This window comes from Bacillus sp. AK124 (assembly GCF_053903085.1).
On sequence record NZ_CP096378.1, the window covers coordinates 3,352,501 to 3,368,217 of the forward strand.

12 protein-coding genes and 2 rRNA genes (1 of these 14 only partly in view) are annotated in these 15,717 nt (G+C 47.8%); 3 read left to right on the forward strand and 11 right to left on the reverse strand.

What is annotated here, in order from left to right; all coding sequences use genetic code 11:
• The 3 genes from M1E06_RS16955 to M1E06_RS16965 form a co-directional block, all read right to left on the reverse strand.
• Nucleotides 1-1,001 (reverse strand): 23S ribosomal RNA (locus tag M1E06_RS16955); it reaches 1,929 nt to the left of the window's first position.
• A 171-nt stretch (nucleotides 1,002-1,172) separates the two neighbouring features.
• A 16S ribosomal RNA gene (locus M1E06_RS16960) occupies nucleotides 1,173-2,722 on the reverse strand.
• Together the 16S and 23S rRNA genes form the textbook arrangement of a ribosomal RNA operon.
• Nucleotides 2,723-2,944: 222 nt before the next feature.
• Nucleotides 2,945-3,829, reverse strand: coding sequence for a nucleotidyltransferase-like protein (locus M1E06_RS16965; RefSeq protein WP_020450641.1), 885 nt, complete (start codon nucleotides 3,827-3,829; stop codon nucleotides 2,945-2,947).
• Nucleotides 3,830-4,048: 219 nt separating this feature from the next.
• Here M1E06_RS16965 and M1E06_RS16970 point away from each other — a divergent pair, with 219 nt between their 5' ends.
• Complete coding sequence (locus tag M1E06_RS16970) at nucleotides 4,049-4,396, forward strand: YgzB family protein (RefSeq protein WP_020450640.1); 348 nt, start codon at nucleotides 4,049-4,051, stop codon at nucleotides 4,394-4,396.
• Nucleotides 4,397-4,444: 48 nt separating this feature from the next.
• On the opposite strand, the gene perR is transcribed toward M1E06_RS16970, so the two are convergent.
• Together perR and bcp are read right to left on the reverse strand one after the other, a co-directional pair.
• On the reverse strand, nucleotides 4,445-4,882 hold the full coding sequence (gene perR / locus M1E06_RS16975) for a peroxide-responsive transcriptional repressor PerR (RefSeq protein ID WP_003179961.1): 438 nt from the start codon (nucleotides 4,880-4,882) through the stop codon (nucleotides 4,445-4,447).
• Between the two features lie 212 nt (nucleotides 4,883-5,094).
• Nucleotides 5,095-5,568: a thioredoxin-dependent thiol peroxidase gene (gene bcp, locus M1E06_RS16980; protein WP_023855987.1), complete on the reverse strand. Its 474-nt coding sequence runs from the start codon at nucleotides 5,566-5,568 to the stop codon at nucleotides 5,095-5,097.
• A 154-nt stretch (nucleotides 5,569-5,722) separates the two neighbouring features.
• Here bcp and M1E06_RS16985 point away from each other — a divergent pair, with 154 nt between their 5' ends.
• On the forward strand, nucleotides 5,723-7,021 hold the full coding sequence (locus tag M1E06_RS16985; RefSeq protein WP_035339165.1) for a glutamate-1-semialdehyde 2,1-aminomutase: 1,299 nt from the start codon (nucleotides 5,723-5,725) through the stop codon (nucleotides 7,019-7,021).
• Nucleotides 7,022-7,272: 251 nt separating this feature from the next.
• Nucleotides 7,273-8,343, forward strand: a complete 1,071-nt coding sequence (locus M1E06_RS16990) for an FUSC family protein (protein ID WP_020450637.1) — start codon at nucleotides 7,273-7,275, stop codon at nucleotides 8,341-8,343.
• A gap of 30 nt (nucleotides 8,344-8,373) precedes the next feature.
• Here the strand turns inward: M1E06_RS16990 and M1E06_RS16995 are convergent, their stop codons facing one another.
• The 6 genes from M1E06_RS16995 to M1E06_RS17020 all read right to left on the reverse strand — a co-directional run bounded on the left by M1E06_RS16995 (nucleotide 8,374) and on the right by M1E06_RS17020 (nucleotide 15,693).
• The gene (locus tag M1E06_RS16995) at nucleotides 8,374-9,264 is read right to left on the reverse strand and encodes an ABC transporter permease (RefSeq protein ID WP_020450635.1); all 891 of its coding nucleotides are present in this window, start codon (nucleotides 9,262-9,264) and stop codon (nucleotides 8,374-8,376) included.
• Nucleotides 9,265-9,276: 12 nt separating this feature from the next.
• Nucleotides 9,277-10,278 carry an ABC transporter permease gene (locus M1E06_RS17000; RefSeq protein WP_020450634.1) on the reverse strand — a complete coding sequence of 334 codons (1,002 nt, stop codon included), beginning with the start codon at nucleotides 10,276-10,278 and terminating at the stop codon, nucleotides 9,277-9,279.
• Between the two features lie 13 nt (nucleotides 10,279-10,291).
• Nucleotides 10,292-11,890, reverse strand: a complete 1,599-nt coding sequence (locus M1E06_RS17005) for an ABC transporter substrate-binding protein (protein ID WP_026580617.1) — start codon at nucleotides 11,888-11,890, stop codon at nucleotides 10,292-10,294.
• Nucleotides 11,887-12,843: an ABC transporter ATP-binding protein gene (locus M1E06_RS17010; protein WP_048350613.1), complete on the reverse strand. Its 957-nt coding sequence runs from the start codon at nucleotides 12,841-12,843 to the stop codon at nucleotides 11,887-11,889. The genes M1E06_RS17005 and M1E06_RS17010 overlap by 4 nt, the downstream gene beginning before the upstream one ends.
• Entirely contained in the window at nucleotides 12,840-13,820 is a 981-nt protein-coding gene (locus M1E06_RS17015) for an ABC transporter ATP-binding protein (protein WP_023855992.1), read from the reverse strand. The genes M1E06_RS17010 and M1E06_RS17015 overlap by 4 nt, the downstream gene beginning before the upstream one ends.
• Before the next feature lie 130 nt (nucleotides 13,821-13,950).
• Complete coding sequence (locus M1E06_RS17020) at nucleotides 13,951-15,693, reverse strand: ABC transporter ATP-binding protein (protein ID WP_020450630.1); 1,743 nt, start codon at nucleotides 15,691-15,693, stop codon at nucleotides 13,951-13,953.
• Nucleotides 15,694-15,717: the final 24 nt, after the last annotated feature.

Genomic DNA, 15,717 nt, shown 5'->3' on the forward strand with positions numbered 1-15,717 from the left:
CTCGCAGTCTGACTCCCAAGGATAAGTCTTTGGCATTCGGAGTTTGACTGAATTCGGTAACCCGGTAGGGGCCCCTAGTCCAATCAGTGCTCTACCTCCAAGACTCTTACCTTGAGGCTAGCCCTAAAGCTATTTCGGAGAGAACCAGCTATCTCCAGGTTCGATTGGCATTTCACCCCTACCCACACCTCATCCCCGCACTTTTCAACGTGCGTGGGTTCGGGCCTCCATTCAGTGTTACCTGAACTTCACCCTGGACATGGGTAGATCACCTGGTTTCGGGTCTACGACCACGTACTCATGCGCCCTATTCAGACTCGCTTTCGCTGCGGCTCCGTCTTTTCAAACTTAACCTTGCACGGGATCGTAACTCGCCGGTTCATTCTACAAAAGGCACGCCATCACCCGTTAACGGGCTCTGACTACTTGTAGGCACACGGTTTCAGGATCTCTTTCACTCCCCTTCCGGGGTGCTTTTCACCTTTCCCTCACGGTACTGGTTCACTATCGGTCACTAGGGAGTATTTAGCCTTGGGAGATGGTCCTCCCGGATTCCGACGGAATTTCACGTGTTCCGCCGTACTCAGGATCCACTCAGGAGAGAACGAAGTTTTGACTACAGGGCTGTTACCTCCTATGGCGGGCCTTTCCAGGCCTCTTCATCTACCTCGTTCTTTTGTAACTCCGTACAGAGTGTCCTACAACCCCAAGAGGCAAGCCTCTTGGTTTGGGCTGTTCCCGTTTCGCTCGCCGCTACTCAGGGAATCGCATTTGCTTTCTCTTCCTCCGGGTACTTAGATGTTTCAGTTCCCCGGGTCTGCCTTCTCATATCCTATGAATTCAGATATGGATACTGCTCCATTACGAGCAGTGGGTTTCCCCATTCGGAAATCTCCGGATCAAAGCTTGCTTACAGCTCCCCGAAGCATATCGGTGTTCGTCCCGTCCTTCATCGGCTCCTAGTGCCAAGGCATCCACCGTGCGCCCTTTCTAACTTAACCGTTAAAAAGAATCACTACGTGATATCTTGCATTACGAATTGAATGTGATGTCTACTGTTATCTAGTTTTCAAAGAACACGCTTTGAAGGAATGATCCTTCAAAACTAAACAAGATCTAAACGCACCTGTCTATAAGACCGCAAGGTCTTATATTCCGTATAATATCCTTAGAAAGGAGGTGATCCAGCCGCACCTTCCGATACGGCTACCTTGTTACGACTTCACCCCAATCATCTGTCCCACCTTCGGCGGCTGGCTCCAAAAGGTTACCTCACCGACTTCGGGTGTTACAAACTCTCGTGGTGTGACGGGCGGTGTGTACAAGGCCCGGGAACGTATTCACCGCGGCATGCTGATCCGCGATTACTAGCGATTCCAGCTTCACGCAGTCGAGTTGCAGACTGCGATCCGAACTGAGAACAGATTTGTGGGATTGGCTTAGCCTCGCGGCTTCGCTGCCCTTTGTTCTGCCCATTGTAGCACGTGTGTAGCCCAGGTCATAAGGGGCATGATGATTTGACGTCATCCCCACCTTCCTCCGGTTTGTCACCGGCAGTCACCTTAGAGTGCCCAACTGAATGCTGGCAACTAAGATCAAGGGTTGCGCTCGTTGCGGGACTTAACCCAACATCTCACGACACGAGCTGACGACAACCATGCACCACCTGTCACTCTGCCCCCGAAGGGGAAGCCCTATCTCTAGGGTTGTCAGAGGATGTCAAGACCTGGTAAGGTTCTTCGCGTTGCTTCGAATTAAACCACATGCTCCACCGCTTGTGCGGGCCCCCGTCAATTCCTTTGAGTTTCAGTCTTGCGACCGTACTCCCCAGGCGGAGTGCTTAATGCGTTTGCTGCAGCACTAAAGGGCGGAAACCCTCTAACACTTAGCACTCATCGTTTACGGCGTGGACTACCAGGGTATCTAATCCTGTTCGCTCCCCACGCTTTCGCGCCTCAGCGTCAGTTACAGACCAGAGAGTCGCCTTCGCCACTGGTGTTCCTCCACATCTCTACGCATTTCACCGCTACACGTGGAATTCCACTCTCCTCTTCTGCACTCAAGTTCCCCAGTTTCCAATGACCCTCCCCGGTTGAGCCGGGGGCTTTCACATCAGACTTAAGAAACCGCCTGCGCGCGCTTTACGCCCAATAATTCCGGACAACGCTTGCCACCTACGTATTACCGCGGCTGCTGGCACGTAGTTAGCCGTGGCTTTCTGGTTAGGTACCGTCAAGGTACCGCCCTATTCGAACGGTACTTGTTCTTCCCTAACAACAGAGTTTTACGATCCGAAAACCTTCATCACTCACGCGGCGTTGCTCCGTCAGACTTTCGTCCATTGCGGAAGATTCCCTACTGCTGCCTCCCGTAGGAGTCTGGGCCGTGTCTCAGTCCCAGTGTGGCCGATCACCCTCTCAGGTCGGCTACGCATCGTCGCCTTGGTGAGCCGTTACCTCACCAACTAGCTAATGCGCCGCGGGTCCATCTGTAAGTGGTAGCTAAAAGCCACCTTTTATAATTGAACCATGCGGTTCAATTAAGCATCCGGTATTAGCCCCGGTTTCCCGGAGTTATCCCAGTCTTACAGGCAGGTTACCCACGTGTTACTCACCCGTCCGCCGCTAACATCAGGGAGCAAGCTCCCATCTGTCCGCTCGACTTGCATGTATTAGGCACGCCGCCAGCGTTCGTCCTGAGCCAGGATCAAACTCTCCATGAAGTTTGATAATGACTACGCACAAAATGTGCGATTTATTTAATGAATTAACAGGTACGTTTTGTCTTGTTTAGTTTTCAAAGATCATTTCCGCTCCTGTCCGAAGCGACTTTATTAGTATAACATTTTCAACAAGGAGTGTCAAATGTTTTTTGTTTTTTCGTCGCTGCTGCTTTCAGTTCAAAAACCGTTCCGCTAACAGCGACGCTTAACAATATATCACCGTTATAAATTAGTGTCAACACTTTTTTTGATAAAATATCCTCGGTGAAAAATCTTTTGGCCCTTTGTCTCAATCGGCTTGACTCCAACTAAGTCCTTTTCAGCCAAGAACTCCAGTATGACTCCCAGGTCTGCCGTGAAATACTTGAGATCCGGATGCTTGAGAAGATCAGCAAATTGCCAAACCTCTTTTTCATCCATGACATTGAGAATATGTGCGGCCCCGATTTCGGCTTTTGAATGAATGAGAAAATCGCTTGCGAGGAATAATAACTCCAGCCGTTTTTGCAAGCTTTCATTGCTCTCAATTAATTCCTTATACAATTTATAAACCTGAGGCTCCATGTGGCGGACTTGGTTCCATACCGTAACTTCTGGGTGAAAACCTTTATCGATCACTTCGATTCTGGCCAAATGATGGAGGGCGTGTACGATGGAATTGTAGGCGTCCAAAAATTGACCGTCCTCAAAAAACGATTTCCCTTCTATATATCTTCTGATTAATTTCCCATATTCAAGTCCGATTTTTAGTTTTCTTTCTGAAAACGGAAATGTATTAAGCTGCTCAATCAGCTTGGCGATAAATTCGTTTCGGTCGAAAAGCACCTTTCCATTGAGGACCCAGTCTATGATTCTTCTATTTGTTCCGAGCAAAATCCATTCCTGAAGCTGTTCAACAGAAATAATATGAAGAGAAGCCGTTTTTCCGTCGAACTCATAATGCTTCACGAATACAGGGTCTTCAGCCTTATTAACGATAATCAACAATGCCGCATCAAAATTATCTGTCGCAGATGAGGTTTGATTTCTCCTCTCAATCAGCATGACAGCGAGTGTGTCAGGGCGGCTTGCTCTTTCTTGGTAAATCGGACGGAGAAGATTTTCCATCACCATTCCTCCAATACGATGTAAATGCGTTGCTCTAAAAGCTTCTCTCTTTGTTTCTACCTATTTCTACGAGCCAATAAAAACTCCTTTATTTTGAAAACACATTGAATTATTATAATCAATTTCCCCAAAACTCTCTATAGAAATTTTCCAATTGATTCGTTTTAATTAAAGAATAACACATCTTTTCTATGCTATATTAGAGACAGGGGGATGGATATGGCAAAATACTCTAGCAAAATCAACAAAATCAGAACGTTTGCGTTAAGCCTTGTATTTATAGGCTTCATTATTATGTATGTCGGGATCTTCTTTAGGTCCTCGATCCTCTTGATGTCGGTGTTTATGATCTTGGGGGTATTGTCTATCTTGTTGAGCACAGCGGTTTATTTTTGGATCGGCATGCTTTCAACGAAAGCGGTTCAAGTCGTCTGTCCAAACTGTGAAAAACCGACCAAGATTTTAGGCCGGGTCGATATGTGCATGCATTGCAGGGAGCCTCTGACACTGGATAAAAACCTCGAAGGAAAAGAGTTTAACGAATCGTATAATCGAAAGTCTCAGTAGATACTGCAATAAAAATAAGCTGACCGTTAAAAAAGCGGCCAGCTCTTTTTAATGGCTTTCTTTTTTGTCGCATTCCTGACATAAACCGTATATCTCCAGTCTATGGTGACTGACTTTGAATCCTGTCACATGTGAAGCCAGCTGCTCCACTTCGTCGAGGCCGGGATAATGAAAGTCGACGATTTTCCCGCAGCGTTCGCAAATTGCGTGATAATGCTCGGATGTCACGAAGTCAAACCGGCTGGAGGAATCTCCGTACGTTAATTCCTTAACGAGCCCTGATTCCTTAAAAACCCGCAAATTGTTGTAAACCGTTGCTACGCTCATGTTTGGAAATTTCCCTTCCAGAGCTTTATATATATCATCTGCAGTTGGATGAGACATAGAATTCACGAGAAATTCCAGAATGGCATGACGTTGAGGAGTAATTCGAACCCCGGTTTCCTTCAACGCTTCCAACGCTTCTTTCAGGTTATGTTCAGCCATCGTCATGCACCTCTCTTCTAAAAAAAATTCTTACATTATAACGTTTATAATTAGTGTAACTCCTGATCAGAATCTTTGTCAATTCCAATCCCTGTGAAAAAGCTATTTTTAAGGCGAAAAAGGCCGATATGATCAGCATGTCCGGTCAGACAGACGAATATGAGCTTAAAAAGAGACCAAACTAAAATACAGTCCGGCCTCCCGCAAGAGCTTTACGCTTCCGCGATTTCTTTTACTGCTTGAAGCGCTTCTGCGACATGGTCTTTTACCTTTACTTTCCGCCACTCTTTCACAAGGCGGCCTTCTTTATCAATCAGGAATGTCGACCTTTCGACACCCATGTATTCCTTGCCGAAATTCTTCTTCAGCTTCCATACGTCAAAGCTTTCAGCGAGCTTGTGTTCATCATCGACGAGCAGCAGAAACGGCAGATCGTGTTTCTGCTTGAATTTCTCATGTCTTGTCTGGTCGTCAGGGCTGACTCCGATGATGACGGCATCAAGTTCAGCAAAGCTTTCATGTCGGTCTCTGAAATCGCACGCTTCCGTTGTGCACCCCGGCGTCATATCTTTCGGGTAAAAATAGAGCACGACATACTTTCCTTCAAAATCCGACAGCTTTACTTTTTCTCCGTGATCACCGAGCAGTTCAATATCAGGCACCTTTTGTCCAATTTCAACAGTCATTGTTTTGCCTCCTGTTATGTTTAATCGCTTGCTTTCCCCCATTATAAAAAACAGCGCCGTCTTGTTCAAATGTTCGGCGGCTTCTTTTTGCGCTCTGTCCGCCTCGTGTTACAATATAGAAATAGATAAAAGGTGCAGAAATGAGGAGGATATTATGCAGCATACTCAATCTGAAAAGCTTCATGAAGAAGCTCTTCAACATATAGTCGGAGGCGTCAACAGCCCCTCAAGGTCTTATAAAGCGGTCGGCGGAGGTTCTCCCGTCGCGATGGAGAGGGGAAGCGGCGCTTATTTTTGGGATGTGGACGGCAACAAATACATAGACTATCTTGCCGCCTACGGACCGATTATTACGGGTCACGCTCACCCGCATATCACAAAAGCGATTCAAACAGCTGCTGAGAACGGGGTGCTTTACGGCACGCCGACAAAGCATGAAGTGACATTTGCCAAGATGCTTAAAGAAGCGATTCCTGCCTTGGATAAAGTAAGATTCGTCAATTCGGGAACGGAAGCTGTGATGACGACGATTCGCGTCGCCCGGGCCTATACAGGCAGGACGAAAATCATCAAGTTCGCCGGCTGCTACCACGGCCATTCCGATCTTGTGCTGGTGGCGGCCGGTTCAGGTCCGTCAACGCTCGGCACACCTGATTCAGCGGGGGTTCCAAAAAGCATCGCCAACGAGGTGATTACCGTTCCTTTCAATGATATCGACAGCTATAAAGAAGCGCTCGATAAATGGGGGGACGATATTGCGGCAGTTCTCGTTGAACCGATTGTCGGAAACTTCGGGATCGTCGAACCGAAGAGCGGATTCCTCGAACAGGTCAATGAACTGACGCATAACGCAGGGGCGCTCGTCATCTATGATGAAGTTATCACCGCTTTCCGCTTTATGTACGGCGGCGCCCAGGATCTGCTTGGCGTCAAACCTGATTTGACGGCGCTTGGCAAAATCATCGGCGGCGGCCTGCCGATCGGCGCATACGGAGGCAAAAAAGAGATTATGGAACAAGTCGCACCGCTCGGACCTGCTTATCAAGCGGGCACGATGGCGGGGAATCCGGCTTCGATCCTCTCAGGTATCGCCTGCCTTGAAGTGCTGAAAGAAAAAGGCACATACGAAAAACTTGACCTCCTCGGCGCTATGCTTGAAGAAGGTATCCTGGGACATGCCGAAACCCACGGCATCAACATCACTGTCAACCGTCTTAAAGGCGCGCTCACCGTATACTTTACGAACGAAAAAGTCGAAAACTATGAGCAAGCCGAAAATACGGACGGAGAAATGTTCGCTGCCTTTTTCAAACTGATGCTTGAGCGCGGTGTTAATCTTGCGCCTTCAAAATATGAAGCATGGTTTATCACCACCGCGCACACGGAAGAGGACATTAAAGCGACGCTTAAAGCCGTGGATGACTCATTTAAACAATTGAAACAACGCATATAAAAAGAGAGCGGGTCCGCTCTCTTTTTATCAAATGCGGAGCACTTTGTAAACGCGGTGAACAGGCACTTTTCACCGGCTTGTTTTTCTTTTTTGTCAATGATTTGTTTTTTCTTAAAAATGGGTTGAATATTTCGGAAGATCGCTGTATATTACTTTATTGTTTGGCAAATTAACAGAGAGGGAATGTTCAATACAATTCATTTTCTGTAAAGAACGAATTTTATTATAGAAAGGGATGCAAGTACAGCCTAATGAAACTTGGTGCCCGTATTTTCAAAACAGGCATTGCCATTACGCTTGCGCTTTACCTCGCGTCTTGGCTCGGCCTTCCGACTCCTGTCTTCGCGGGAATCGCGGCTATCTTCGCGATACAGCCTTCGATCTATCGTTCATTTTTGACGATTGTCGATCAAGTGCAGGCGAACATAATCGGAGCTGCCACAGCCATTATTTTTGGACTTATTTTCGAACCCAGTCCGATCATCATCGGATTGACGGCGGTAATCGTCATTACGATCAACCTGAAGCTGAAGATCGAGAATACAATTTCGATCGCTCTCGTCACCGTTATTGCCATATTGGAGAGCTCCGGCGACAACTTTTTATGGTTTGCCTTGGTGAGAACCGGAACGGTTATTTTGGGTGTATTGTCTGCGTTCCTGGTCAACCTGATTTTTCTGCCGCCTAAATATGAAACGAAGCTCGTCAGCCATGTTGTTGAAAATACAGATGAAGTCATTAAATGGATCAGATTGTTGACGCGGAAGACAACGGAACACTCCATGCTGAAAGAAGACATTGAAAAGCTGAAAGAAAAAATGATGAAGGTCGATCACCTTTACTTGCTTTACAAAGAAGAAAGAAGCTATTTAAAACGTTCCACATATGTAAAACAGCGAAAGCTCGTGCTGTTCAGACAGGCGATTATTGCATCAAACCGCGCGCTTGATGCTTTGAAAAAACTGCACCGGCTTGAAAACGAGTTTTGTCATATGCCTGAAGAATTTCAAGAAACGCTGGTCGAAGAGCTTGATTATCTTCTCCATTGGCACGAGCGAATTTTAATGAGATTCGTCGGCAGGATTAAAACGCAGGATCACGTCGACCTTCACGAAGAAGGAGACGTGTACAAACAGCACTTGACCGAATCATTCCTGAAAAACCAGGACAAATTGAAAGAAGAACTGTTGGACTACAATATGCTGACCATTATGGCGAGCACCGTAGAATACCGAGAACAGCTTGAACATTTGGAAACCTTGCTCACAAGCTTTCAGACGTACCACAAAAAAGACAGTGAGCTTGAAGTTGAGGAAGAGTAAACCGGTTAACGAATACGTTAACCGGTTTTTTTATTTTCCTTCCTTCATTTTCGGATCAAGGGTGTCGCGCAGGCCGTCTCCCATCAGATTAAAGCCGAGCACGGTCAGCATGATCGCAAATCCCGGAAAAAATAATGTCCACGGGGCCTGCGCCAAATAAGGCCGGGCATCTGCAAGCATTTTTCCCCACTCCGGGTTCGGCGCCTGCGCCCCCAACCCTAAAAATCCGAGCGCGGCCGCTTCTATAATCGCCGTTCCAATATTCAGTGTCGCTTGAACGATAACCGGGGCCATGCTGTTGGGAAGAATGTGTTTAAACATCATCCTCATATTGGACATCCCGACAGCACGCGCAGATAAGACATATTCCTCCTGCCTGATGCTGAGCACTTTTGAACGAACGAGCCTGCCAAACGTCGGAACGTTGATGATGGCGATGGCAATCAGGGCATTTTCAAGGGAAGGCCCGAGAATCGCCACAATGGCGATCGCCAGCAGAATGCTGGGAAACGCGAGCATGATATCAAACAGCCGCGAAATCAACGCATCAGCCCATCTGCCGTAAAAACCGGCGATCAGCCCTAACAGCGTCCCCGCCAAGGCCGATGCCAGACAGGAGAAAAAGCCGACCCATAAAGACAGCCTCGCGCCGTACAGCACCCTTGAAAAAATATCCCTGCCAAAATCGTCCGTTCCAAAAAGGTGTTCAGCAGACGGAGCGGCAAGCCTGTCTGACAGTGACTGGTCGTTTATTCCATAGGGTGCGATGAGCGGCGCGAAGATGGCCAGCAGGATAAACAGCGCGACTAAAATCGTGCCGGCGGCAGCCAGTTTATGCTCAAAGAACCGCCGAATATGTTCCGCCAAAGGCGAACGCACCTTCACGTCCTCCCTCTGCTGTTCATTTTGAAGCACAACCACATTTCCCGCCTCCTAATATTTAATTCTCGGATCGATGACAGCGTACAGCAGATCAACAATGAAGTTAATCATGACGAAGATGAAGGCGATCACGAGAATGCCCGATTGGATAACCGGGTAGTCGCGGTAGCTGATCGCATCATAAATGTACCGGCCGATGCCGGGCCAGGCAAAAATCGTCTCCGTTAAAATCGCGCCGCCCAGTAAAAGTCCGGTTTGCAGGCCGATGACGGTCAACACCGGAATGAACGCATTTTTTAAACCGTGCTTATAGATAACGAAAAACATATGCACGCCTTTTGCTTTTGCCGTGCGGATATAATCGGACTGCAGCACCTCTATCATGCTGGCCCTTGTAATTCTCGCAATGATCGCGGCGGGAATGGTGGCAAGAGCGGTTCCCGGCAGAATTAAATGGCGGATGGTTTCTGCAAACTGATCAAATCTTCCGTGTAAAAGGGTGTCCAGTGTATGAATGTAAGTAAAGGCTTCGACCGGATTTCTGACATTCTCCCTTCCCGTTGTCGGCAGCCAGCCGAGCTCGATCGAAAAGAACCACTGGCCCATCAGACCAAGCCAAAAAATCGGCATCGACACGCCAATTAAAGCAACCAGCATCGCAATATAGTCGAATACCGAATTCTTAAACCACGCGCTGATGATTCCGGCATTCACACCGACAAACACTGCGATCAGCATCGCGAAAAAAGCAAGCTCGAGAGTGGCGAACAAATACGGCTTTATTTCTTGCGTAATCGCCGCTCCCGTGCGGATTGATGTCCCGAGATCCCCTTTCAGCAAATCCCCGATATATCTGGCGTATTGCACATACCACGGCTGATCAAGGCCGAGCTGGATGGTCAGCTGCTGCACCGCTTCCTTTGTCGCCCTCTGGCCGAGAATAACCTGGGCGGGGTTGCCGGGAATAAAGCGGATGATCGAAAAAACGACCAGTGTCATGCCAATGAGAACGGGGATCAGCATCCCCGTCCGTTTTAAACAGTACGCAAGCAATGGCTGTCACCACCTATTTAAACTCTACGCCGGACAATACTTCACTCCCTGTCGGATGCGGAGCATATCCTTCGATATCTTTTGAACCGGCCAAAATCGGCGTGGAATGGACAAGCGGAATCCAAGGCGATTCTTCATGGAGGAGCTCCTGCGCATCTTGATACAGTTTATTTCTCTTCTTTTGGTCAGGGTCTGACTGCGCTTCGATTAAGATGTCATGAAGCTCGTCATTGCTGAAGTACGTATAGTTGTTACCGCCGATATTATCTTTATCAAGCAGGGTATAAATGAAGTTGTCCGGATCTCCATTGTCTCCGGTCCAGCCCATCAAAAACGCGTCAGCTTCCCCTTTGCTCACCTTATCCAAATACGTCGCCCAGTCGTAAGTGACGATTTCCGCTTTGACGCCGATTTTTTCGAAGCTTGATTGAATCACTTCGGCTATTTTCATACCGTCCGGCATATATGGCCGCGGAACAGGCATTGCCCAAAGCTTCATTTTAAACCCGTCCGGGAATCCGGCTTCTTTTAAGAGTTCTTTTGCCTTTTTTAAATCATACGGATATTCCTTTATCTGATCGTTGTATCCTTCAAGTGAAGGAGGGAGCGGGTTTTTGGCAGATTCGGCGAGGCCTCCGTAGAAGGAATCGATAATCGCCTGTTTATCAACAGCATGATTCAGCGCCTGGCGGACCAGCTTATTGTCAAATGGTTTTCTTGTCGTCGTCATTCCGAGATACCCGACGTTCATTGAAGGCCTTTCAAATGTTTTCAGATTGGCGTCTGCTTTGATGCTTTCGATATCAGACGGATTGACGCCGTCCATTAGGTCGATTTCGCCCGTCTTCAACGCATTTAGGCGGGCTGAGTTTTCAGGAATGGCTCTGAAAATGATCTTCTGCAATTTCGGTTTGCCTTGATCCCAATAGTCTTCATTTTTTTCAAGGACGATCCGGTCGTTCGGCTTCCATTCGACAAATTTGTAAGGGCCCGTGCCGACGGGGTGCTCCCTGAATTTTTCGCCGTATTTTTCGATGGCGGCAGGACTCGCAATCCCGAATGAAGTCATGGCAAGATTCTTTAAAAACGGCGCTTGCGGGCGTTTTAAAATGAACTGAATCTTATGGTCGTCGAGCACTTTTATATCTTTGATGACATGCCCCTCATCTTTCTTATAGCCTCCGAACATGCCGTAGTAAGGAAATTTTTCTTCATCCCCGTTCATCCACCGCTCAAAATTGTATTTGACGGCTTCTGCATTAAAATCCGTTCCGTCATGGAATTTCACGCCTTGCCTCAGCTCCAGTGTGTAGGTCAAACCGTCATCTGAAGCGTCCCATTTGACCGCGAGGCCTTCCTTCAGCGTAGTGTCTTGTTCTCCGTAATTCAGCAAGGTCTCAAACATATTGATCGTCACTTTAAACGCTTCGCCTTCTGTCGTTGTGATCGGATCAAGCGATGTTGAATCACCGCCTCTGCCGATGATCAGCGTATCTTTTCCCCCGTTCGTCTCTCCGTCGTTTTTTCCGCTTTCGTTACCGGAGCATCCCATTAAAAAAGCGGAAACAGACAGAATCATTCCCAAACAGATCAGCCAGCTTTTCTTTTTCATCGTACTGCCTCCTTATTGGTAAAATGGCATGCGACATAATGCCCGTCCGCAGTCTCTTCAAGAGGCGGCTCCGCTTCCAGACAAACCGCTGCCCGCTTCATGCATCTGCTGTAAAAAGGACAGCCCTTTTCACTCATGCGGGGCGCGGCAATATCCGGTGCCGTATGAACCGCTTCGCCTTTGCCGATGACCGGTACTGCCGCTAACAGCGTTTCTGTATACGGGTGTTTCGGCTCTCTAAATAACGATTCGGCGTCCGCCATCTCGACGATCTTTCCGAAATACATCACGGCCACCCTGTCGCTGATATAGCGAACGACTGCGAGATCATGAGAAATAAACAGAAACGTTAAATCGAATGCCTCCTGCAAATCATTCAGCAGATTTAAGATCTGCGCCTGAACGGATACATCAAGCGCGGAGACAGGTTCATCGGCAATGATTAGTTTCGGCTTAGTGATCAGCGCTTTTGCAATGCCGATCCTTTGCCTCTGACCGCCGCTGAATTGGTGTGCGTACCGGTCGCCGTATGAAGCATCAAGGCCGACAATTTCAAGCATCGAACGCACGACCTCTCTCCTTTCCGCCTTCTTTCCGAGTTGATGAACGATCAGCGGTTCTTCCAAAATATCCTTTATTTTCATGCGCGGATTTAACGAAGCGTACGGGTCTTGAAAAATCATTTGTATATGCCTTCTCATATTGCGAAGATCTTTTGCATCAAGGCCTGTCATCTCCTGCCCGAGAAAAGTCACCTTTCCCGAAGTCGGTTCGGTCAGCCGCAATATCGATTTTCCTAAGGTCGATTTTCCGCAGCCGGATTCCCCGACAACCCCTAAGATTTCGCCTTTTTCAACTGACAGTGTAACATCATCGACCGCTTTCACGATTTTCTTACGGGACACGCGGTAATACGTTTTCAGCTCTTGAACGCTCAGCAGTTCGCGATTCATGTGAAAACACCTTCCTCTTCATAGAGAAAGCAGCTTACAGCATGATCATCCTTCAGCTTGTTCAATCCAGGCGCTTCTTCAATGCAGCGTTCATGTTTATGGGGGCATCGCGGCGCAAACATACAGCCTTTTTTAATCGATCCCGGCTTCGGCACCTGCCCCTCAATCGAAGACAGCCGCTCGGATTTGTCTGTGAATGCCGGAATAGAGGCGAACAAGCCTTTTGTATAAGGGTGTTTCGGACTGTCAAAAACAGCGGTGACACCGCCCTCTTCAACGATCCGGCCGGCATACATGATCATCACGCGTTCACATGTATTGTGAACGACGCCAAGGTCGTGGGTAATGAGGAGAATGGCTGTGTTAAATTCGGCATTGAGCTTTTTCAGCAGGGACAGAATCTGGGCCTGGATGGTGACGTCGAGAGCTGTTGTCGGTTCATCGGCGATCAGCAGCTTCGGTTCGCAAATTAATGCCATTGCGATCATGACCCGCTGCCTCATGCCTCCCGACAGTTCGTGGGGATACTGCTTCATCAGCTGGTCCGCCCTCGGCAGGCCGACGGTTTCCAGCATTTGAACGGCTTTTCTTCTTGCTTCTTTTTTATGAATATTGGTATGGCTGGAGAGTGCTTCTGTTAATTGATCGCCAATTGTGAAAAGGGGGTTGAGGGAGGTCATCGGCTCTTGAAAAACCATTGCGATGTCATTGCCGCGCATCTGTCTCCATTCTTTTTCAGACTGCATGAGAAGATCTTTGTTTTGAAACTTGATCCGGCCCGTCGTCCGGGTGTTTGCGTTCAGCCCCATTAAAGCCAAAGAGGTGACGCTCTTGCCGCAGCCGGACTCTCCGACGACTCCCATGATTTCTCCGGGATGGAGATCGAAAGAAATGCCTTGCACAATCGGGGTTTCAGACTTTTTCTGGTGAAACGAAATCGACAAATCCGATACTTCAAGCAATTTTTCTTTTGTCACTTATACACCTCCGGAGCTTGTATTTTTTAAATTGTATTTAGACGGGATAGGAAATATGTACGAAATTTGCATGGAAAGAAAAAGCCTGACAATCGTTCGGCTTCAAACGAAAGTCAGGCTTTTGGCGGTTTTAGTTTAATTTTTGAATGGTAAATAAATGCTTATAGTGGCCGTCGCGGCTCATTAATTCGTCATGTGTGCCGACTTCCGCGACACGTCCGTTTTCGATGACGACGATTTTGTCAGCGTGGGTAATCGTCGACAATCTGTGGGCAACGATAAAGGTCGTCCGGTCTTTCGCGAGCTTTTCCATCGCTTCCTGAATATAGTGCTCGCTTTCAAGGTCAAGCGCTGATGTCGCTTCATCCAAAATTAAGAGAGGCGGATTCTTCAGGAACACCCTGGCGATTGATATCCGCTGTTTTTGGCCTCCGGACAGCTTGACGCCCCTTTCTCCGACCTTTGTATCATAGCCTTGCGGCAGTTCCATAATAAAATCGTGGGCATTCGCGGCTTTTGCCGCTTCAATGATGTCTTCCATCGAAGCTTCGGGATTTCCGATCGATATGTTTTCACGTACCGATTCGCTGAATAAAAATGTATCCTGAAGCACCATGCCGATTTGGTTTCTAAGGCTCTGCGCCTGGTAATCGCGCACATCGATGCCGTCGATCTCCAGGCTTCCGGCTGAGACATCGTAGAATCTCGGAATGAGGCTGACGAGCGTTGATTTTCCGCCTCCGCTCATCCCGACGAGTGCGACCGTTTCGCCCCGTTCCGCTTTCAAAGAAAGATTCTGCAGAATCATTTCTTCCGACTTTTCGTATTGGAAGGAAACATTTTTGAATTCAACAATTCCTTTTAACCGCTCTGCTTTTACAGCATTGGGTTTATCTTTTAATTCATACGGTTCATCAATAAATTCAAACAGCCTGTCCATCGATGCGATCGACTGCGTCAATGTTGTCGATGAATTGATCAGGCGGCGCAGCGGGTTGTAGAGGCGTTCAATATATCCGAAAAACGCCACCATCGTTCCTACAGTAAGGGACCCGTGAATCACATGGTAACCCGCAACCGTAATGATGATCAGCGGAGCGAGGTCTGTAACCGTATTGACGACGGCAAACGTTTTGGCATTCCAGGCCGTATGGCGGATTGCTTTGCCGAGAAAATTCGCGTTCTCGTGATCAAATTGCTTCTGTTCATAATCTTCGATCGCAAAACTCCTGATGACAGGCATCCCCTGAACCCTTTCATGAAGGTGGCCCTGCACCTCGGCCAGCGCCTGGGAACGTTCTCTCGTCAGCTTTCTGAGCCTGCCGTAGAAGAATTTAACAGACAGTCCGTAAAGCGGAAACAGCACGATCGAAATAAGCGTCAGCTTCACATCCATCGTCAGCATGATGGCGATGGCGATAAAAATCGTCATCACGTCAAGCCATACGTTCATCAACCCGATGATGACAAATTCCTTTGTCTGCTCGACATCGTTGATGACCCTTGAAATGATTTCTCCTGCGCGGGTGTTTGCATAATACCTGAGGCTCAGCTTTTGAATGTGTGCAAACAGCTTGTCCCTGATATCATAAAGCACCTTGCTTGCCGTCCACTGTGCGAAATATTGCCGATAGTATTCGACAGGCGGCCGAAGCACCAAAAAAATGGCGAACATAACCGCCATTACCATGAATAATGTGGATGTTTTTTCTTCAGTGGTTCCGCTCCCCTGGATGATGTCGTCAACGACGTATTTCAGCAGAAGCGGGATGACCAGCGGAATAGAAAATTTAATAATACCGATTAAAACCGTCAAAACGATTTTCCATTTATACGGCTTCACAAATTCCATGTACCTTCTGATTACCCCCACACGTCTTCCCCCCTCTATATCTTG